Here is a 20400-nt window from a genome sequence, read left to right as displayed (position 1 = left end):
AAATACGAAGGGCCTTCGATGTTCATACCGCTGCACGATGCGAATGCGCTCAAGCACATCCGCCTGCAATACGTGACGATTGGCTTGATTATCGTCAATGTCCTCGTCTGGCTGTTCACCGGCGTATTGGCAAGCGAAACGGAAGCAAATGCCGCAACCCTCGGCCTTGGCTTCATCCCGGCCGTTGTCTTTGACTACGCTTACCTGGAACCTGCCCTGCAAATCGTGCCTGATGACCTGACGGCAGTTACCTATGCATTCGTCCATCTGGATTTCTGGCATCTGGCTGGCAACATGTTGTTTCTCTGGGTGTTCGGCGACAATGTCGAAGATGCGCTCGGCCATCTTCGTTTTCTGATTTTCTACCTTGCCTGCGCCATCGCCGGCGCGCTGTTTCACGGCATGGTATCACCGATGTCTCAGGGACCGCTGATCGGCGCATCCGGTGCGGTCTCGGGCATTGTCGCTGCCTATTTCCTTCTGCACCCCAAAGTACGCGTTTGGGTGCTGGTATTCATGCGCATTCCCCTGCCCCTGCCCGCGTTCGTTCCGCTGGCACTCTGGATCGGTCAGCAATTCCTGATGCTGGTACTTGGACTGGAAGAAAACGTGTCGTGGGGTGCCCATGTCGGCGGCATAATTGCTGGCGCGATTCTGGTGGTTTTTCTACGAAGACGTGGCGTTCCACTTTTTGATCGTACCATTGTTCCACCGAGGGCGGCGCAATTCAAAAATACGTCGCAAACGACAGAGTCGCCATGGTCAAAAGGCCAGTATGACGGAACACGTTGAAAACAAGCCGAACGGATAAAGTATTTACGTGAACGTCAACGTAAGATATGCCTGATACGCATGTGATAATGATCATTGTTCCGTTGTATTTGCGGGAAAAATGCTTATCCATGACGCCAACCTGTTTTTGGAGGTCCTGCATGGCTGATGTCTTGCGGACAGGAGTTTAAGGAAGGACGCAATGAAAATCCTCGTACCTGTTAAGCGCGTAGTCGACTACAACGTTAAGATCCGCGTCAAGGCGGACGGTTCCGGTGTAGAGCTTGCGAACGTCAAGATGTCGATGAACCCGTTCGACGAAATCTCGGTCGAGGAGGCTCTGCGCCTGAAGGAAGCCGGCAAGGCGGAAGAGGTTGTGGTTGTTTCGATCGGCCCTGCCAAGGCCGAAGAGACGCTGCGCACGGCGCTCGCCATGGGTGCTGACCGCGCCATCCTGATCGAAACCGACGAAACGGTCGAGCCTCTGGCCGTTGCCAAGCTTTTGAAGGGCGTTGCCGAAGCCGAAGCACCAGGCCTGGTGATCCTCGGCAAGCAGGCAATCGACGACGACAGCAACCAGACCGGCCAGATGCTGGCAGCCCTGCTCGGCTGGGGCCAGGGCACCTTCGCCTCAAAGGTTGCGCCGTCCGATGGCAAGGTTGCCGTGACCCGTGAAGTCGATGGCGGTCTGCAGACGGTCGAACTGACGCTTCCCGCTGTTGTCACCACGGACCTTCGCCTCAATGAACCGCGTTACGCATCGCTGCCGAACATCATGAAGGCCAAGAAAAAGCCGCTCGACAAGAAGGCTCCGGCTGATTTCGGCGTCGACGTTTCGCCGCGCCTCAAGGTTCTGAAGACAGAAGAGCCGGCTGGCCGCAAGGCTGGCGTCAAGGTTGGTTCGGTTGCTGAGCTTGTATCGAAGCTCAAGGCCGACGGCATCCTCTAAGGTTTCGGAAAAGGGAGATTACATTATGGCCATTCTTCTTCTGGCAGAACACGACAACACCACCCTTTCCGACCAGACGGCAAAGACGCTGACGGCTGCAACGCAGATAGGCGGCGATGTCACCGTTCTGGTTGCCGGTTCCGGTGCCAAGGCCGTTGCCGATGCGGCAGCCAAGCTTTCCGGCGTCTCCAAGGTCTTGCTGGCTGACGACGCGTCCTATGCCAACCAGCTCGCAGAACCGCTGGCCGCGCTGATCCTGTCGATTGCTCCGGCCTATGACGTCATCGTCGCTCCGGCCACCGCATCCGCCAAGAACGTTCTGCCGCGTGTTGCAGCCCTTCTCGATGTTGCACAGGTCTCTGAAATCATCGAAGTCGTGTCGGCTGACACCTTCAAGCGTCCGATCTATGCCGGCAACGCCATCCAGACCGTTCAGGCAACCGACGCCAAGAAGGTCATCACGGTCCGCCCGACAGCATTCGCCGCTGCCGCAGACGGCGGCTCGGCTGCCGTCGAAACCGTTGCAACGGCTGCCAACCCTGGCGTTTCGTCGTTTGTATCGGATGCGCTTGCCTCTTCCGATCGTCCGGAACTGACCTCTGCCAAGATCATCATCTCCGGCGGTCGCGCACTGGGTTCGGCGGAAAAGTTCAAGGAAGTCATTCTTCCGGTTGCTGACAAGCTGGGTGCGGCGGTTGGCGCATCACGCGCTGCAGTCGATGCCGGCTACGCGCCGAACGACTGGCAGGTCGGCCAGACCGGCAAGGTGGTTGCGCCGCAGCTTTACATCGCCGCAGGTATCTCCGGTGCAATCCAGCATCTGGCCGGCATGAAGGACAGCAAGGTCATCGTTGCCATCAACAAGGATGAAGAAGCGCCGATTTTCCAGGTTGCTGACTACGGCCTCGTTGCAGACCTGTTCGACGCCCTGCCGGAACTCGAAAAAGCTCTCTGATAATTGCCATTCGCAAAGCGGCGCGTTTTTGAAACGCGCCGCTTTCGCTTTTCCGGCGATGTGCGTAACATCGCCACGATAACAACAGACAAATTCTTGCGAGGAGAAACGCCAATGTCCGCCCCATTTAAGAATATCGGTGTCATCGGAGCCGGTCAGATGGGTTGCGGCATTGCTCATGTTTCTGCCATCGCCGGCTACAAGGTTCATATCTACGACCTTGCCAAGGACCGGATCGAGGCGGGTCTTGCCACAATCAACGGCAATCTGGCGCGCCAGGTCTCCCACAACAAGATCAGTGATGATGCCCGCAAGGACGCACTTTCGCTGATCTCGGGATCGGACGACATCAACGACCTTGCGGCAATGGATCTGGTGATCGAGGCTGCCACCGAGAATGAGGAAATCAAGCGCAAGATCTACGCGAAGGTCTGCCCCGTCCTCAAGCCGGAAGCCCTACTTGCCACCAACACATCTTCGCTTTCGATTACACGTCTTGCATCCGCAACAGATCGTCCGGAACAGTTCATGGGTATCCACTTCATGAACCCGGTTCCGGTCATGAAGCTTGTCGAACTGGTACGCGGTATCGCGACGGACGAGAAAACCTTCAACGTCGCAAAAGATTATGTGCGCTCGCTCGACAAGGCGATCACCGTTGCAGAAGACTTCCCTGCCTTCATCGTCAACCGCATTCTGCTGCCGATGATCAACGAAGCGATTTATACGCTTTATGAAGGTGTCGGCTCCGTTGAAGCCATTGATACCGCCATGAAACTTGGTGCAAACCACCCGATGGGTCCGTTGCAGCTTGCTGACTTCATCGGTCTCGATACCTGTCTGTCTATCATGCAGGTGCTGCATGACGGTCTGGCCGATAGCAAATACCGCCCCTGCCCACTGCTGGTGAAGTATGTCGAAGCTGGATGGCTCGGCCGCAAATCCGGCCGCGGTTTCTACGATTATCGCGGCGAAACACCGGTTCCCACCCGCTAACCAGTTCTGGCAATGTCAACAGTGGGGCGCCACCCCACTGCCTTGGTATTCGGGTCGATGTTGACGATTATTTTGCGGCAGATACCAGCGCCTTGGCATCCTCGCTGTCCCAGGCGGCAGGGCCATTCATCGCAGCAAGCAGGCAGCCGTTTCCGTCGAGTATAAGGGTCGCTGGCAAACCGAAAGCCAGTCCTTCCTTCTTCAGTACATTGAACACACCCATCGAGCTGTCGCGATAAAGCTTGAGCGCATCGATGTTGTATTCGCTCATGAAAGCGTTCGGCTTGTCATCGCTGCCCGTGTCGATGTTGACGGCGACGACCTCGAAATCCGGGCCACCCTTTTCTTTCTCAAGCGCATTGAGCGCCGGCATCTCCTCACGGCATGGGACGCACCACGTCGCCCAGAGGTTGAGGAGCACTGTTTTGCCGCCGAGATCGGCAAGTGTCATGTCCTTGGCTTCGGGGCCCTTGAACGACAAGGGAATAACGCGAGGCTTGTCGGTTGCCGACATCGCCGCAACCTGCCCTTTCAGGAAGGGTTTCAACGAGGCTATCCGGGTTGAGGCACCTTCACATAAACCGGCGTCTGCCACCGCTGCCACTTGAACCTCGCTCTCAGACCCAATATGCCTGAACGCGACCACGCCTGCGCCACTCAAAACACCGGCAACGGCAGCAATTGCAACCAATCTGGCGGAAGGAAGCCTCAGCGGCTTTTTGTCTGTCATCAAATACTCCAGGGCACGCACGATATGGCTGATGGTAACGACACGAAATCCTCCAACCAGATGTGGGGCGGACGCTTCGCCTCCGGCCCATCAGCCATCATGGAAGAGATAAATGCCTCCATCGGCTTCGACAAGAAGCTTTACGCCCAGGACATCCGCGGCTCTATAGCGCACGCCACCATGCTGGCGGAAAAAGGCATTATTTCGCGTGAAGATAAAGACAAGATCGTCGACGGACTGAACACAATTCTGTCAGAGATCGAAGCCGGTACCTTCGAGTTCTCCCGCAAGCTCGAAGACATCCACATGAACATTGAGGCGCGGTTGGCGACGCTGATCGGTACGGCCGCCGGACGCCTGCACACGGCGCGTTCGCGTAACGACCAGGTCGCACTCGATTTCCGCCTTTGGGTAAAGGAAGAGCTTCAGAAGACCGAGGGCATGCTGACTGCGCTTATCGCGGCTTTCCTCGATCGTGCCGAAGAACATGCCGACACGGTGATGCCGGGTTTCACGCACCTGCAGACCGCGCAGCCCGTCACGTTCGGCCACCATTGCATGGCTTACGTGGAAATGTTCGGTCGCGACCGCGCCCGTGTCCGCCATGCGATCGAACATCTGGATGAGAGCCCGATCGGCGCTGCGGCTCTGGCTGGCACCGGCTATCCGATCGATCGCCACATGACGGCGAAGGCGCTCGGCTTCCGGGAACCAACCCGCAACTCCATCGACACCGTATCCGATCGTGACTTCGCGCTCGAATTCCTGTCGATCGCTTCGATCTGCGCCACGCATCTGTCGCGTCTTGCCGAAGAGATTGTCATCTGGTCCACACCGCAGTTCGGTTTCATCCGCCTGTCGGACGCGTTCTCCACCGGTTCATCCATCATGCCACAGAAGAAAAATCCGGATGCGGCAGAACTGGTGCGTGCCAAGACTGGTCGTATCAACGGGTCGCTGATCGCGCTCCTGACCGTCATGAAAGGCCTGCCACTGGCCTATTCCAAGGACATGCAGGAAGACAAGGAACAGGTTTTCGACGCCGCAGAGAGTCTGGAACTGGCGATTGCGGCCATGACCGGCATGATCCGTGATCTGGAAGTTCGCAAGGATCGCATGCGCGCCGCAGCCGGTTCCGGTTACTCCACGGCAACTGACCTCGCCGACTGGCTGGTTCGTGAAGCGGGCTTGCCCTTCCGCGATGCCCATCATGTCACTGGTCATGCCGTCGCACTGGCGGAACAGAAGGGCTGTGATCTGGCTGATCTGTCGCTGGAAGACCTGCAGGCTATCAACCCGGCCATCAACAAGGGCGTCTTTGACGTTCTCTCCGTTGAGGCCTCTGTCGCAAGCCGCACCAGCTTCGGCGGCACGGCACCTTCGGAAGTGAAGAAACAGATCACCTTCTGGCGCGGCCGCAACTGATAAATTCACGTTACGCTGCCATCAAAAGAAACAGGGTGCACAAGCGCCCTGTTTTTCGTTATCAGAGACGCACATATTTCTTTGGACCGGGCCATGCTTTCAAAAAACGCGCGTAATCTCATCGTTCCCATTGGCATGACGCTGGCCGTCAGCCTCGCCCTTTCCGCTTGCGGCCGAAAAGGCGAAATCGATCCGCCGAGCACACCGGTGGAAATGCGTAACAAGCGCGCCGCTGACGGAACAGAGACGAAACCGGCAGCAACCGAACGGCCATTCATTCTCGACAAGCTTCTCTGACGGACAGATAACCGTGAATCATTTTGGTTACATCGACGGCGTGTTGCACGCCGAAAACGTGCCCGTGCCGGAAATCGCCAAGGCGGTCGGCACACCATTCTACGTCTATTCGACAGCGACGCTCGAACGCCACTACAAGGTGTTTTCCGGGGCTTTCGCCGATGTCGACGCCATGGTCTGTTATGCCATGAAGGCCAACTCCAACCAGGCCGTTCTGAAGACGCTGGCGAAGCTTGGAGCCGGCATTGACGTAGTGTCCGGCGGTGAACTACGCCGCGCACTGGCGGCTGGCGTTCCGGCAAACCGCATCATGTTCTCGGGCGTCGGCAAGACGGTCGCCGAAATGGACTATGCGCTTTCCGCAGGCATTTACTGCTTCAACATCGAGTCCGAACCGGAACTGGAAGTGCTGAACCTGCGTGCCATCAAAGCCGGTCAGAAAGCGCATGTTTCCTTCCGCATCAATCCGGACGTCGACGCACGCACCCACGCCAAGATTTCTACCGGCAAAAAGGAAAACAAGTTCGGCATTTCCTACGAGCGGGCCCGTGCCGTCTACGCTCACGCCGCAACTCTGCCCGGCATCGATGTCACCGGCATCGATATGCATATCGGCAGCCAGATCACCGAACTTCAGCCCTTTGAAGATGCTTTCCGGCTTCTGCGCGAACTGGTTGAGACATTGCGTAGCGATGGCCACACGATCAGCCATGTCGATATCGGTGGCGGTCTCGGCATTCCCTATCGTGAGGACAACAATCCTCCGCCGCTGCCGGACGCTTATGCCAACATCGTCAAGAACGAACTGAAAAGCCTCAACTGCAAGATCGTGACTGAGCCAGGACGCCTGATCGTCGGCAATGCCGGCATCCTGGTAACCGAAGTGATCTATGTGAAGGACGGTGGCGAAAAGACCTTCGTGATCGTTGATGGCGCGATGAACGATCTGATACGCCCGACACTCTACGAGGCTTATCACGGCATCCGCCCTGTGGTGCAGCCGGCAGCCGACACAGCACGGATCAAGGCTGACATTGTCGGGCCCGTGTGCGAAACCGGTGACTATCTTGCGCTCGACCGCGAGATGGCGGCACCGCAGCCTGGCGATCTGATCGCTGTCAGCTCGGCCGGCGCTTATGGCGCAGTTCAGGCAGGAACCTACAATTCCCGTCTGCTGATCCCGGAAGTGCTGGTGAAGGGTGACAAGTTCCATGTCATCCGCCCCCGCGGCACCTATGACGAGCTGATCGCACTCGACTCCGTGCCCGATTGGCTGGACTGATCTCAGCTTGCGATCACAATTGAGCGAAACTGCCTAAAAAATGGGGGCGAGCGTCCGCTTGCCCTCGTCTTCGCCATAAAGAATGTTATCTTTGCTTTCGGGTAGCAACAATTTCGCCATTCCGGGAATGGCGTGTGACGTGGCCAGAACCGGGAGAACGGATTGATGACCACAGCCGGGCAAGACAACAAAGGCAGGAAGCGCCTCACTGGCGCCTTCGAAAACCGGCCCGATCTTGCGCGCCGGGTCACAACAAAACGGTTTTTCGCCAAACTGGTGATGTTCGCGGAGCGCTTAGCGCCCAGAAGCCTTTGGCCGCTTACCCTTGCTGCTGCTTTTCTCGCGCTCGCCTGGTTCGGCATTTTCCGGCACATGCCAGACATCCTGCGTCTCGGCGTCGTCTTCGTACTTGTCTTCGCCTTTCTGGCAACGCTCTTGCCGATCATTCGGCTGCGATGGCCAACAGACACCGAAGCCTCCCGTCTTCTGGAAGAGCGCAATGGCCTGGCTCACCAGCCAGTTGGTGTGCAGGATGACGAACCTGCCTTCGATACGCCACTGGCGCGAGCGCTGTGGAAGGAACACCAGCTTCGCATGGCGGAGCGCATCGCAGCGCTCGATGCTGGTTTGCCCAAGCCAGATATTGCCCGCCATGACCGCATGGCCTTGCGCGCGGTTCCGGCATTGCTGCTTGCCGCTGCTTTCGGATTTTCCTTTTCAAATGGCGCGGGAAGCGTCGCCGACGCATTCCGCAGCCAGCCTGCCGCTGGGCCGATCGACCCCGATATTCGCCTTGATGCCTGGGTAACGCCACCATCTTATACCAGCCGTGCACCAATCTTTCTGACCGGTCGCGATGCGGGCAATCGGGAGTCCATTGCCGTGCCGCAATCCTCCAGGCTGACGATCCGCATGACGGGCGGCGACGGCGGTGAGGAAGTCACGTTCGAACCGGACACGGCAGGCGCGTTGCAAAAAATTGTACCCGAAACCTCACAGGGCGCGGCAAATGGCGCCGAGACCCAGCCGCAGGCAGTGCGTAATCCCGGTCAACCATTAGCGCCCCGCACCTTCACGATGGACATCGCTGAAAGCGGCATGATTACGGCCAATGGCGAGCAATGGGTCTTCAACGTTATCCCCGACCAGCCGCCAACCATTGCTTTCGACAATATGCCGCGCCGTGCCGTTAATGGCGCGCTCGAAGTGGGTTTTACGGCGAAGGACGATTATGGCCTCAAAGAAGCTCACGCCCTCATAGAACCGATTGGCGTGGCTGAAGGGGCAACCCCACTTTATCCACCGCCAGAGTTCAAGCTCGACCTGCCGAGGCAGAATAATCGCGACCTCAAAGGGCTCACAAGCCGTAACCTGACCGAACACCCGATGGCCGGCAAGCGTGTGCGCATCACGCTCGTTGCGACCGATGGCGCGGGACAAACCGGCCGCAGCCCGGCGCATGAGATGATCCTGCCTGGGCGCAATTTCTCCGAACCCTTGGCGGCATCCATTGTTGAGCAACGCCAGATCTTTTCGCTCGACACACGCCAGATGTCGAAAGCAATCGCCTTTAACGAGGCCGTTGGCCTTCGTCCGGAAGAAACGATCCCCAATACGACACACTATCTGTTGCTGCAGTCGGCGCAGACCCGCATGCGGCTTGCCTATAACGAGGAGATGCTGAAAGACACGGCCGATTATCTCTGGGAAATTGCTCTAGGCATCGAAGACGGCGACCTCTCGCAAGCTGAAAGACGCCTACGCGATGCGCAGAATGCACTTTCCGAAGCGCTGCAGCGCAACGCCCCGGACGAGGAAATCGCCAAGTTGATGCAGGAGCTGCGCGAGGCAATGCAAGAGTTCATGAGTGAGCTTGCTCAGCGCATGCAGAATGCACCGCAGTCCAACATGAATCAGCAGGCGCAAAACACGATTCGTCAGCGCGATCTGGAAAATATGATGAACCAGATCGAAAACCTCGCTCGTTCAGGCAATCGCGATGCCGCGCAGGAAATGCTGTCGCAGTTGCAGCGCATGATGAACAACCTTCAGGCTGGCAGGCCACAGCGCCCCGGCCAACAGGGCCAGCAGCAAACCAGCAAGATGCGCCAGCAGATCGACAAGCTCGGAGAAATCATGCAGCAGCAGCAAAAGCTGATGGATGAGACGTTCAAGCTGGACCAGGCGCTGCGCGACCGCATGCAGCGGGGCGACCCCCAGCAGAACGGCGAAGGCGACGACCAGCAGATGGGCGAAAATGGGCAGCAGCCACAACAGGGCCAGCAAGGACAGCAGGGGCAACAGGGTGGCCAGCAGCCAAGCGACCAGATGACAGCAGAACAGTTGCGCGAGGCATTGAAAAATCTTCGCCAGCAGCAGGATGCACTTGGCAAACAGCTTGGCGAACTGCAGCAGGGATTGCGAGACCTCGGTATGGAGCCCGGTGATAATTTCGGCAAGGCAGAGCAGGAGATGCAGGGCGCCGGTGAAGCCCTGGGGCAAAGCCAGGGTGAACAGGCTGTCGAAGGACAGGGCAACGCGCTCAACGCCCTGCGCCAAGGCGCGCAGGACATGATGGGCCAGATCATGCAGACCATGCGTCAGCAGGGTCAGCAACCCGGCCAGGGACAGGAAGGCATGGCAGGTCAAGGTGGCCAGAATGGCCGCGATCCACTTGGACGCCCGCGCTCCACCAACGGCCCTGATTTTGGCGATCAGGTAAAGGTACCTGATGAAATCGACGTTCAGCGTGCCCGCGAAATTCTTGAAGCCATTCGCGAAAAGCTCGGCAACAACCCGCCCGGCGAAATCGAGCGCCGCTATCTGGAGCGACTGCTGGATATCCAGTAGTGGATGTAGCCTTCCGGCTCAGCCAGATTGTGGGTGTGTATCGTAGTACCCCCGTCGTATCACCACGGCGCGAACATCATCGTACGCCCGAGTTCGCCGTCTTGGAATCTCTCCCAACAAAAAAGGCGGCCCGACGGCCGCCCTTTGCGAATATTTGAACCTGACCGTTCAGGCAGCCAGCGCTCTGGCAACCGCCTTGCGGATATCCGGCAAGGCGAAAGGTTTGGAAACCACGTCAACGATCTTCTCGGCCAGATCGTCGGCGCGTTCACGCTGCTCGGCATAACCCGTCATCAGCAGGATACGCATGCCTGGAAAGCGTTCGGCGGCGCGGTGTGCCAGTTCGATGCCATCCATGACGGGCATGCGGATGTCGGAAAGAAGAAGATCGAAATTCGTCTCCTGGAGCTTTTCCAGCCCCTGCTCGCCATCGGCAGCTTCATACGTCTCGTGACCGTCGAGACGTAGAGCGCGCGCAACAAACGAGCGCAGCGCATCCTCGTCTTCGGTAATCAGAATCTTTGCCATCAACCATTGCTCCTGGGCGTCATTTCCAGCCGGGAGCAACATCGCAGGCTCATCTTTTCAAGAGGTAAACACCTCGACCTCCGCTCTGCGGATGGTTAACGAGGCGTCTCCGAACTGTGTCGCAACAGGACAGGCGTGAGCCCGTCAGGCATCGCCCGTTACGACGCCGACAAACGGCAATTCCCGGAAGGCATAGGCCACGTCCATACCGTAACCGACAACGAAGTAATCAGGACATTCGAAGCCGACATAATCGGCCTCCAGGTCTTCCTTGCGCTTGACCTTCTTATCGAGCAGGACAGCGATGGTGACATTGCGTGCGCCACGCTCGTAAAGCAGTTCCTTGGCGAAACGCAGCGTGCGGCCGGATTCGAGAATATCGTCGATCAGCAGAACATCACGATCCTTCACGTCGCTGTCGATATCCTTAACGATCCTGACGCCTTGGGAAACCGTACCGGCGCCATAGCTCGAAAGCGTGATGAACTCGACTTCCGGCGCAAGACCGCTGTCATGCAAAGAACGGATAAGGTCGGCTGCAAAGATGAACGAGCCTTTCAGGACAGCAATGACCAGCAAGTCCTTGGTCGGGCCGTTTGCGATGCGTTGCGCCATATCCCGATTGCGCTCGGCAATCTGCTCGGCGGTGTAAAGCGGCTCGATATTTTTTCCACGGACGACGGGCATTCTTTCTCCTGTGCTGCGTCTTGCTCTTTTACCGTTCAGTCAAAAGACAAGACCCGTTAGCACAGTCAGCGGTCGGACGCACCCGCCCCGACGAAGGAAAGCTTGATCTGCGGCGTTTTTCCACCGGGATGGCGCAATTTTGCTGAAAAACCATGACTATTGGCCGCCTGGATCGCCTCAACAGGGGGCGAAATGACCATGCTGGCGACAAGCTGCCCCTTGGCGGAGAAGAGATCAGCGCGGATCGCTGGCACAGCTTCGAGGTTCCGGCCGTTGTTTTCAACTATACCGTTGATCAGTAGGATTTCCATACCGCCGGCATCCTGCGGTGTCACGGAGACATGAGATATCGCTAGGGGGCTGACGGGTGCGGCAACGGCGGACTGCTCTGGCGCAATCATGGAAAGGCCACCGGCACCGATGAAGACGAGGATCGCGAGGGTTGCCACGAGCGCCGAGTAGGCATCTACAGACAGACGCGACAATTTCCGATCAATCCAGCCGACAAAGGCAAATATGACAGCGGCAGCCGTTACCTGCCCAGCCACGTCCTGACGAGCCTTTGTACCACGATTGTCATTTCCATGCGTACGGCCGCGTGTGTCCTTGATGGTGACAAATTCCGCATCTACCACCTCAGGCTTGGCTCTGGTCTGGCGCGATGCAGACCGTGCCGGCGTTTCAGGCATCAGGAGGTCGAAGTCGAATGCCGCTTGGCGGCGCGATGAACGGAACATACCCATGGAATCCCCTGGTCAGGTTTTCCGCCCTGAAAAACGGGCATTGAAACGAATCCTGCCAAGTTTTAAATTTAAATGGTTAATGCTTCGCAAAAATGCTTCGCCCGGGCTCGCCGATACGGTTAAACGGCTGCAGCCGGAGGGGTGATTCAATGCTGGCGAAAGATCACGAAACAAAGAGACTGGAAGTCCGTTGATCCATTTCGAAAATGTCGGGTTACGCTATGGAATGGGTCCCGAGATCCTGAGAGACATGACGTTCGACATTCCCAAGGGGTCGTTCCAGTTTCTGACCGGTCCGTCCGGTGCTGGCAAAACCACGCTTCTGCGCCTGCTTCTTCTTTCGCTCCAGCCGACACGCGGCAACATCCGCATGTTCAATCGCGATGTTTCACGCATCCCCCGCAACGAATTGCCAATGCTTCGCCGCCGCGTCGGCATTGTCTTTCAGGATTTCCGTCTCCTCGACCATCTGACGACCTACGAGAACGTGGCATTGCCATTGCGGGTGCGTGGCAAGGAAGAAAGCGCCTATCGCAATGACGTTATCGAACTTCTGAAATGGGTGGGTCTCGGTGAGCGCATCAATGTGCTGCCCGCCATCCTGTCCGGCGGCGAGAAACAGCGTGCCGCGATCGCCCGTGCCCTGATGGACCAGCCGGAGATCCTGCTTGCGGACGAACCGACGGGCAACGTCGACCCACCGATGGCCAAACGCCTGCTCAACCTGTTCCTTGAACTCAACCGACTGGGGACAGCAGTTGTCATCGCCACCCATGATTTCGGCCTGATGGACCAGATCAACGCACGCCGGATGATTCTTACAGAAGGGCGGCTCGACATCTATGAATGAGATGAACCCCACCCCGCTGAAACCCGAAGCCGGCGCACCGAAGCGACCGCCGATGCGGATTCGCCCCATGGCGCCGATTCTGCCGCCCTCCAACATCCAGGGCAACGCATTGATGGTCGTCATCGCCATCATGGCTTTTCTTGCCTGTCTTACGCTTGGTGCAGTGTCCATGGTGCGGGCCACGGCTGCGACGTGGCAGAGCCAGATTTCCCGTGAGATCACGATTCAGCTCAAGCCGGAGGACGGCCTGGATATGAATGCGGCGCTGAACAAGGCTCGCAATCTGGCGCTGACCTTCGTTGGCACACGCGAAGGAACAATCCTCGATGACGCCGCAACATCGCGCCTTCTGGAACCCTGGCTTGGTTCGGGTCTGAACCTGTCGGAGCTTCCAGTTCCACGTCTCGTCGTCATCACAATCGATGAGAACAACCCGCCCGATTTCCAGGCCATGCGCGACATGCTGAAAACGGAAATTCCGCAGGCCTTTCTGGACGACCACCGAACCTGGGTCGACCGGCTGGTCTCTATGGCGCGCACGACCGTCGGCATTGGCCTTGGCGTATTGATACTGGTGTTCACCGCCATGGTTCTGACCGTGGTGTTCGCCACGCGCGGTGCGCTCTCCGGCAACAGGCATATCGTCGAGGTGCTCCATTTCGTTGGCGCCGAGAGCAGCTTCGTGGCGCGAGAATTCCAGAAGCACTTCCTCAAGATCAGCCTGAAGGGATCGGCAGCAGGCAGCGCACTTGCAGCACTCGTCTTTCTGGCCGCAGGCTTTTGGCAGTCCAGCACGGTCGCAACGCCACAGAGCGACCAGGCGAGCGCCCTTTTCGGATCGTTCTCGGTTGGCATGGGGGGATACCTCGGTATTGCCGCCACCATGATGGTCATTGCGCTTCTGACGACTCTCACCGCACGCATCACCGTCATTCGCACCATAGACGATATCGACCGGGTCCGTTCCGACCCGTCGAAAAGCGACGGATTGACCTCCTGAAGAGCGCTTCGGACGAACGAATATCGCCCAAAGCCGTTTATACGTCCAAGGCTAGAAATGCCTGTTCCTTGCCTTAATCGGCGAGTATTCATGAGGAATGTTTGTGAGTCGGACAGACCAGGACCCATCGACCATGCATCGGGCAGGAAACAACCTGCTGTCGCGGCGTGGACCTTTGCGCCGTTTTGTCCGGGTCATCATATTGCTGTGCGTGATTGCCTTTGGCGCGCTTTTCGGCGGTTTTCTCTGGTTTGCCGATTCCGTGGCGTCGATGCGCCCGCCAGCGTCCGCCAAAGCGGATGCAATCATCGTGTTGACCGGGGGCTACCAGCGTATCGAACAGGCCGTCGGCCTGCTGCGTGACGGCGTTGGCAAGCGGTTGCTGATCTCCGGGGTCAATCCGGCGACGACACGTGCGCAAATCCGCAGGATGACGCAAGGGTCTCCCGATCTTTTCACTTGCTGCGTGGATATGGGTTACAAGGCGATCGACACAATCGGCAACGCCAACGAGGCGTCAAGCTGGATACGCGACCACGGTTACGCCTCGGTCGTTGTCGTCACCAACAACTACCATATGCACCGCAGCCTGCATGAGTTGCGTAGTGCAAGCCCGCAAACGGAATTCATCTCCTACCCGGTCATCAGCTCTGATCTTGCCCGCACCAACTGGTTCGTGGAGCCAGACGTGGTGAGAACCATGCTCTATGAATATATGAAATTCGTCGCCGCTGCAGGTCGCGATCTGACAGGCATCGGCAAGGGCGATGGGCTGCGCAAGCTCGCTGGCGATCATGCCCCTATCCACACAGGCAGCGTCACGCCCTGACGGATCGGACAAACGCCTTGCTGCAAGGCCTCTTTTTCGTGTAGGCGTTCGCACATAGGCACCCGGTATCCAGGCCAGACATTTCCTGGAGCGGTTGCGCCCAGGGAAGTCTGTTGATGCTCAAGCTGCGCTCGTTTCTTTTCAATACGCTGTTCTATCTCAATCTTATCGTGCGCATGATCGTGCTGACGCCGATCTATTTTCTGTTGCCGCGCAAGATTGCTTTTGAAATCCCCAAGAACTGGGCACGCTCCAACCACTGGCTGATGAAAACCATCGTGGGCACGACCTTCGAAATCGAAGGGCTGGAACACATTCCGGAAACCGGCTGTATCTTCGCGCCAAAACATCAGTCCTTTTGGGACACCTACGCGCTTCTGCCCAACCTTCCTGATCCGGTCTATATCCTCAAGCGTGAACTGCTCTGGATACCGCTATTTGGCTGGTACGCGATGAAGCAGCGCATGATCCCGGTGAACCGCGCTGCACGCGGCAAGGTCATGATGAAAGTCATGGAGCGCGCCAAGGAAGAGATGGCCGCAGGACGTGAGTTGATCATTTACCCGGAAGGCACCCGCCGACCGCCGGGCGCACCACCTGAATATCGCTACGGCATTGCCCGCCTCTATCGCGATCTCAACGTTCCAGTCATCCCGGTCGCCATGCATCCGGGCCTTTTCTGGCCGCGCCGTTCGACCATGCGTTACCCCGGCCATTTCAAGGTAAAGATCCTGCCGCCCATCCAGCCTGGCCTTGATCCGGATGTGTTCTTCAAGCACCTGATAGAGGTCACGGAGAGAGCAAGCGACGAACTGCTTCTGGAGACGGCGCGAAACAACCCGAGCCTGCCATTGCCACCCACTGCAGTCCAGCGCATCGCTGAGCTTCAGGGCACAGAAACGCCTAAGCCGGTTGAACAGCCAATCCGCTAACCCGGGCAGCGATGTTTTCCAGCGTGGTGTCGCGAATACCCATATCCTGCAAATGCTGGATGGTGTTGAAAACATAATCGGTATTGGGGCCTGAACGGCCGGCGGCAGTGGCGACAATCGCTGCCGCATCGGGCGCGGCGAGCCCACCGACATATTGGTCATGCGCAGGATCTGCCACATAGGTTACGGCGCTGCTGCGCCGCCCGTCGACCATGGCAATATTGACCACCCGCTCCTTGTAGACATTTGTGACAAGTTCCCGCTCACGCAGGTACGCCATGACAGGCTCGTGTTCGGCACCTTTTACGCGGAAAGCCACTCCTAGACAGGAGCCGCCCCGCTCCAGGCCAAGCACGAGACCGGGCTTTTCCTCCGTACCGCGATAGACGCTCGACCATATGCACAAAGAGCGACGGTAACCGTGCAGACGCGCCTGCTGCCTCTCCTCAAAGGCAAAGCCCGGGTTCCACATCAACGAACCGTAGCCAAAGACCCAAAAATCGTCCATATCCCACGCCAAATCGAAATTATCTGAAGTCGATTCATCGGAGATCAATATGGCAGCGTCAAGCCAATCCGGCACAGCCAGAAAAATCCTTTGGCTTGGTCTCGCGATCGTAGTGGCGATCGGGCTCTATACGGCTGGGTGGTTTTACGCCGCGAACAAGCTGAAAGAGACCGTCCTGAACGCGATCGCGCCCACAGAAGCCGCCAGCGTAAGTGGCGAATGCGGCGACATTGCTTTCCGCGGTTATCCCTTCCGGATCGGGCTCTTCTGCTCCAAGGTCAACGTGGACGACAAGGAGAACGGCGTTTCGGCATCGTTTGGCCAGCTTCGCTCGGCGGCCCAGGTCTACGATCCTGGCCATATTGTCTGGGAACTCGATTCGCCCGCAGAGATTCGCACCGGCCATGGTCTGACGGTTTCCGCAGAATGGCAGAACCTGCAGTCGAGCCTGACAACCAAACTGAAGGGTATCGACCGCACATCGCTGGTGATCGAAGGCCTCAAGGCCAATGCCGTGTCCTCAGTGACCGGTCAGACAATCGATTTCGATGCTGCAAAAACCGAGATGCATCTGCGCCAGAATGGCGCCGATCTCGATGGCGCCATCACCGTCACCGACGCAGCGACGGTCATCAAGGATTGGCCCCAAATTCTGCCACGTCTGTCAGCAATCGCCGATGTAACGCTTGCCGGCAAGGCGGGCATGATCGACGGTAGCGACGAGACAGGGCTCTACGGTGCGAGCGGTGAATTGCGTCGCGTGTTGGCAGACATCGGTGAAGGCCGAACCATGCGCATCAGCGGTCCCTTCTCCTTCGACAATGAAGGTTATCTCTCCGGCCAATTCAAGGTGGAAATCGAAAAGCTTGGCGCATGGTCGGACAATGCCAAGCAGGCGTTTCCGCAACTGCAGTCAACCATCGACACCGCCCGCAAACTGCTCGGTGCGCTGGCAGGTGGCGGAGACAGGGCGTCCGTTGATGTCGTGGTGGATCGCGGCCGTGCCACGATCAGCGGCTTCATTCCGCTCGGGAAAATTCCGCCAATCTGATGGAAATGAAAATGGCCGGTCAACCCGGCCATTTTTCTAAAGTGACAACACGATCTTATTTTTTCTGATCGAGCGCGTGACGGCCGAAGTCCGGCGCATCTACATCCTGACCTGCCTGAATGATCGAGCGGCGGATGGTGCGGGTGCGCGTGAAGAGTTCGAACAGCTTGTCGCCCTCACCCCAACGGATCGCTCGCTGCAAATAGGCAAGATCTTCAGAAAACCGCGCCAGCATTTCTAGGATGGCATCCTTGTTGTGCAGGCATACGTCGCGCCACATGGTCGGATCGGAAGCTGCCAGACGGGTGAAATCACGAAAACCTGACGCGGAATACTTGATGACTTCCGATTCCGTTACCGTCTCCAGATCATCTGCGGTACCGACAATGTTGTACGCGATGATGTGCGGCAGGTGCGAAACTATCGCCAGCACCTTGTCGTGGTGTTCCGCATCCATTTCGTCCACACGAGAACCCAGCGCCTGCCAGAAGCCCTTCAGCTTCTCCAGTGCATGCTCGTCTGTACCAGGCAGAGGCGTGAAAATGCACCAGCGCTCACGGAAAAGACCCGCGAAGCCTGCATCGGGGCCTGACTTTTCCGTACCCGCCAGCGGGTGACCCGGAATGAAGTGGACATTGTCGGGCATATGCGGCGCCATCTGTGCGATGACCGATGCCTTGGTTGAACCAACATCAGTCACAATGGCGCCGGGTTTGAGATGCGGAGCGATCTGTTTTGCGACGCTCTCCGACGCACCGACCGGGACGGAAACGATGATGAGATCAGCGTCTTCCACGGCCTTCGCTGCCGACACGGTGTATTCGGTACCGAGTTCGAGTTCTTCCGCCCGTTTTAACGTGTCTTCGCTGCGGGTCGAAATGACCACATGCCGTGCGAGCCCAAGCTCCTTGACGTCGCGCGCGATAGACGAGCCGATAAGGCCAATGCCGATCAGCGCAATGCGTTCAAACAACACCTCGCCCATCACGACCGTCCCATGAACTCGGTCAGGGCGGCGATAACGCCGAGGTTGGCCTCTTCCGAGCCGATTGTCATGCGCAGCGCATTCGGGAAGCCGTAGCCCCGGACCGCACGCAGGATGTAACCGCGCCGGCTGAGGAACTCGTCGGCGTCGGATGCACGTTTACCATCCTGTTCCGGGAAGTGGATGAGGATGAAATTCGTCACCGATGGCGTGACCGTCAGACCGAGGCCGGCAAATGTCGTCGTAAGCTTTTCCTGCCAGACGGCGTTGTGGGACACAGCCTTTTCAACGAAAGCCTGATCGCGGATCGCTGCGGCACCGGCAGCTATGGCAGGTGCGCTCATGTTGAAGGGGCCACGAACGCGATTCAGCGCATCGATGATATCGGCCGGGCCATACATCCAGCCGACGCGCAGTGCTGCAAGGCCATAGACCTTGGAGAAGGTCCGGGTCATCACGACGTTGCGGTTACCCGACACAAGTTCAAGACCAGCCTCGTAATCGTTCTTGCGCACGTATTCCGCATAGGCCGCATCCAGCACCAGAAGAACGTTCTTCGGCAACGAAGACTGCAGACGGCGGATTTCCGCAACTGGAACATAGGTGCCCGTCGGATTGCCGGGATTGGCAATGAACACCATCTTCGTCTTCGCGGTCACAGCGGCGAGGATCGCATCCACATCAACGGTGCAATCCTTCTCCTTCACGGTGACGGGTGTCGCACCAGCGCCCATGATCTGGATCTTGTAGACGAGAAAACCGTGCTCTGTGATGATCGCCTCGTCACCCGCGCCGAGATAGACATGGCAGAGCAGGCCAAGCAACTCGTCCGAACCATTGCCGCACAGGATGTTCGCAATGTTAAGGCCATGAACGTCGGCAATCGCCTGGCGCAGCGCAATGGCCTGGCCGTCGGGATAAATTTCCAGATGGCTGGCGGCAGTGCCGAATGCCTCTATGGCCTTCGGGCTTGGACCAAGCGGTGTTTCGTTGGAGGAGAGCTTGTAAACCTTTGCGACGCCGTCGACATGCTCCTTGCCCGGAACATACGCGGCGATATCCAGGATACCTGGACGCGGAACAGGTTGGCTAAGCTCTGCACTCATTTGATCGACCTTCGGAATAACGCCGGGAAATCCGGCAAAAACAATGCCGCAGGCATTAGACCGGAATGGTCGTTTTGTCGAGGGTCAGCGCCGGTTTCGCGTATCGAGACCGGATCTCGTGGTCGGAACCCCTTGCGGCGCGAGAACGGGCACAAAAACCCGACGTGATGCCCGCTGTGTAACAGGCAGCCCCTGATAAAGCCGCTTCTGGGCTTCGACTATGATGACACCAGAAAACAACGGCCAGAGCCTGCGCCCCGTGTGCTCTAGATAACGCCTGAATTTCAGAACAGGTCGGCTTGTCGTTGGCGGAAAGAACAACGCCTCCGCTGTCGCACCCGGCGTAAAATTGGTTTCACGCAAGAGCGCGGTCAACTGGCTGCGTGAATAAGGGCGGCCAGACCCGAAAGGCGTGTGCTCCATCCGCGCCCAGACACCTCGCCGATTCGGCACAACGATAACCAGACGCCCACCAGGCGCCAGCACGCGCCAGAGCTCCTTGAGGCTTTCGCGCGGGTTTTCGGCAAACTCAAGCGAATGGACCATCAACACGCGATCGATCGACGAATCGGGCAGCGGAAGCTCCTCGTCGAAAATCAGCGCCGTTGAAGAAAGCTCTCCGGCCGGCCAATTCACCGCCCCCTGCCCTGCGGGCATGAAGGCAAAGGTACGCTCCGTGTCACGGCGAAAACGGTCGAGAAATGGCACCGCGTAGCCGAGCCCTACCAGTCGCTCATCCGGCAAGGGTGGCCAGAGCGTCGATAGCGCCATGGTGATCGCCTGCTCCGCCGACCGGCCAAGCGGAGAGTGATAGAATTCGCGCAGATCGACAATATCGGTATTCATGCGCGAGAATGTAGCATCAGACGGTTGGACTTCAAGGCGGCTATCCTTACATTGAACGTCAGGCGGACGATTGCGCCGGG

Annotated in this window: 22 protein-coding genes; 14 read left to right on the top strand and 8 right to left on the bottom strand. The window is 58.0% G+C overall.

Annotation, left to right across the window (positions count from 1 at the left end; translation table 11 throughout):
- The first annotated feature begins 18 nt into the window (after window positions 1-18).
- The 4 genes from FY156_24250 to FY156_24235 all read left to right on the top strand — a co-directional run bounded on the left by FY156_24250 (window position 19) and on the right by FY156_24235 (window position 3671).
- On the top strand, window positions 19-792 hold the full coding sequence (locus tag FY156_24250; GenBank protein ID UXS04573.1) for a rhomboid family intramembrane serine protease: 774 nt from the start codon (window positions 19-21) through the stop codon (window positions 790-792).
- 181 nt (window positions 793-973) lie between these two features.
- Window positions 974-1720 (top strand): electron transfer flavoprotein subunit beta/FixA family protein, encoded by a 747-nt coding sequence (locus tag FY156_24245; GenBank protein UXS04572.1) that lies wholly within the window; start codon window positions 974-976, stop codon window positions 1718-1720.
- A gap of 25 nt (window positions 1721-1745) precedes the next feature.
- Complete coding sequence (locus tag FY156_24240) at window positions 1746-2675, top strand: electron transfer flavoprotein subunit alpha/FixB family protein (GenBank protein ID UXS04571.1); 930 nt, start codon at window positions 1746-1748, stop codon at window positions 2673-2675.
- Window positions 2676-2789: 114 nt separating this feature from the next.
- Window positions 2790-3671 (top strand): 3-hydroxybutyryl-CoA dehydrogenase, encoded by an 882-nt coding sequence (locus tag FY156_24235; GenBank protein ID UXS04570.1) that lies wholly within the window; start codon window positions 2790-2792, stop codon window positions 3669-3671.
- A 67-nt stretch (window positions 3672-3738) separates the two neighbouring features.
- Here FY156_24235 and FY156_24230 read toward each other — a convergent pair whose 3' ends face one another.
- The gene (locus FY156_24230) at window positions 3739-4401 is read right to left on the bottom strand and encodes a TlpA family protein disulfide reductase (protein ID UXS04569.1); all 663 of its coding nucleotides are present in this window, start codon (window positions 4399-4401) and stop codon (window positions 3739-3741) included.
- Between the two features lie 24 nt (window positions 4402-4425).
- Here FY156_24230 and argH point away from each other — a divergent pair, with 24 nt between their 5' ends.
- From argH to FY156_24210, 4 genes are all read left to right on the top strand, one after another.
- Window positions 4426-5826 (top strand): argininosuccinate lyase, encoded by a 1401-nt coding sequence (gene argH, locus FY156_24225; GenBank protein ID UXS04568.1) that lies wholly within the window; start codon window positions 4426-4428, stop codon window positions 5824-5826.
- 93 nt (window positions 5827-5919) lie between these two features.
- Window positions 5920-6123: a hypothetical protein gene (locus FY156_24220; GenBank protein ID UXS04567.1), complete on the top strand. Its 204-nt coding sequence runs from the start codon at window positions 5920-5922 to the stop codon at window positions 6121-6123.
- 13 nt (window positions 6124-6136) lie between these two features.
- Window positions 6137-7405: a diaminopimelate decarboxylase gene (gene lysA / locus FY156_24215; GenBank protein ID UXS04566.1), complete on the top strand. Its 1269-nt coding sequence runs from the start codon at window positions 6137-6139 to the stop codon at window positions 7403-7405.
- Window positions 7406-7570: 165 nt separating this feature from the next.
- Entirely contained in the window at window positions 7571-10255 is a 2685-nt protein-coding gene (locus FY156_24210) for a TIGR02302 family protein (GenBank protein ID UXS04565.1), read from the top strand.
- Between the two features lie 168 nt (window positions 10256-10423).
- Here FY156_24210 and FY156_24205 read toward each other — a convergent pair whose 3' ends face one another.
- The 3 genes from FY156_24205 to FY156_24195 form a co-directional block, all read right to left on the bottom strand.
- Window positions 10424-10783 carry a response regulator gene (locus tag FY156_24205; protein ID UXS04564.1) on the bottom strand — a complete coding sequence of 120 codons (360 nt, stop codon included), beginning with the start codon at window positions 10781-10783 and terminating at the stop codon, window positions 10424-10426.
- A 144-nt stretch (window positions 10784-10927) separates the two neighbouring features.
- Window positions 10928-11470 (bottom strand): hypoxanthine phosphoribosyltransferase, encoded by a 543-nt coding sequence (gene hpt, locus FY156_24200; GenBank protein ID UXS04563.1) that lies wholly within the window; start codon window positions 11468-11470, stop codon window positions 10928-10930.
- 65 nt (window positions 11471-11535) lie between these two features.
- Window positions 11536-12207 (bottom strand): DUF3426 domain-containing protein, encoded by a 672-nt coding sequence (locus FY156_24195; protein ID UXS05230.1) that lies wholly within the window; start codon window positions 12205-12207, stop codon window positions 11536-11538.
- Between the two features lie 4 nt (window positions 12208-12211).
- Between FY156_24195 and FY156_24190 the strand changes: the two genes are divergently transcribed.
- The 5 genes from FY156_24190 (at window position 12212) to FY156_24170 (ending at window position 15824) form a co-directional block, all read left to right on the top strand.
- Window positions 12212-12358: a hypothetical protein gene (locus FY156_24190; GenBank protein ID UXS04562.1), complete on the top strand. Its 147-nt coding sequence runs from the start codon at window positions 12212-12214 to the stop codon at window positions 12356-12358.
- Between the two features lie 45 nt (window positions 12359-12403).
- Entirely contained in the window at window positions 12404-13063 is a 660-nt protein-coding gene (ftsE, locus tag FY156_24185; GenBank protein UXS04561.1) for a cell division ATP-binding protein FtsE, read from the top strand.
- Entirely contained in the window at window positions 13056-14063 is a 1008-nt protein-coding gene (locus FY156_24180; GenBank protein UXS04560.1) for an ABC transporter permease, read from the top strand. Before ftsE ends, FY156_24180 begins: the two co-directional genes overlap by 8 nt.
- 97 nt (window positions 14064-14160) lie before the next feature.
- Window positions 14161-14892: a YdcF family protein gene (locus tag FY156_24175; GenBank protein ID UXS04559.1), complete on the top strand. Its 732-nt coding sequence runs from the start codon at window positions 14161-14163 to the stop codon at window positions 14890-14892.
- 116 nt (window positions 14893-15008) lie between these two features.
- Window positions 15009-15824 carry a 1-acyl-sn-glycerol-3-phosphate acyltransferase gene (locus FY156_24170; GenBank protein UXS04558.1) on the top strand — a complete coding sequence of 272 codons (816 nt, stop codon included), beginning with the start codon at window positions 15009-15011 and terminating at the stop codon, window positions 15822-15824.
- Here FY156_24170 and FY156_24165 read toward each other — a convergent pair.
- Window positions 15796-16332, bottom strand: coding sequence for a gamma-glutamylcyclotransferase (locus FY156_24165; GenBank protein UXS04557.1), 537 nt, complete (start codon window positions 16330-16332; stop codon window positions 15796-15798). The genes FY156_24170 and FY156_24165 overlap by 29 nt on opposite strands.
- A 49-nt stretch (window positions 16333-16381) precedes the next feature.
- Between FY156_24165 and FY156_24160 the strand changes: the two genes are divergently transcribed.
- Window positions 16382-17383: a DUF2125 domain-containing protein gene (locus FY156_24160; GenBank protein UXS04556.1), complete on the top strand. Its 1002-nt coding sequence runs from the start codon at window positions 16382-16384 to the stop codon at window positions 17381-17383.
- A gap of 55 nt (window positions 17384-17438) precedes the next feature.
- Here FY156_24160 and FY156_24155 read toward each other — a convergent pair whose 3' ends face one another.
- The 3 genes from FY156_24155 to FY156_24145 form a co-directional block, all read right to left on the bottom strand.
- Window positions 17439-18368, bottom strand: coding sequence for a prephenate/arogenate dehydrogenase family protein (locus FY156_24155; GenBank protein UXS04555.1), 930 nt, complete (start codon window positions 18366-18368; stop codon window positions 17439-17441).
- The gene (locus FY156_24150; GenBank protein UXS04554.1) at window positions 18368-19474 is read right to left on the bottom strand and encodes a histidinol-phosphate transaminase; all 1107 of its coding nucleotides are present in this window, start codon (window positions 19472-19474) and stop codon (window positions 18368-18370) included. Before FY156_24150 ends, FY156_24155 begins: the two co-directional genes overlap by 1 nt.
- Before the next feature lie 84 nt (window positions 19475-19558).
- Window positions 19559-20320, bottom strand: a complete 762-nt coding sequence (locus tag FY156_24145; protein UXS04553.1) for a methyltransferase domain-containing protein — start codon at window positions 20318-20320, stop codon at window positions 19559-19561.
- Window positions 20321-20400: the final 80 nt, after the last annotated feature.

The sequence above is a fragment of the Agrobacterium tumefaciens genome, from assembly GCA_025559845.1.
Lineage (GTDB): Bacteria > Pseudomonadota > Alphaproteobacteria > Rhizobiales > Rhizobiaceae > Agrobacterium.
The sequence above is the reverse complement of the archived record's forward strand: the minus strand, read 5'-3'. Positions and strand labels throughout refer to the sequence as shown.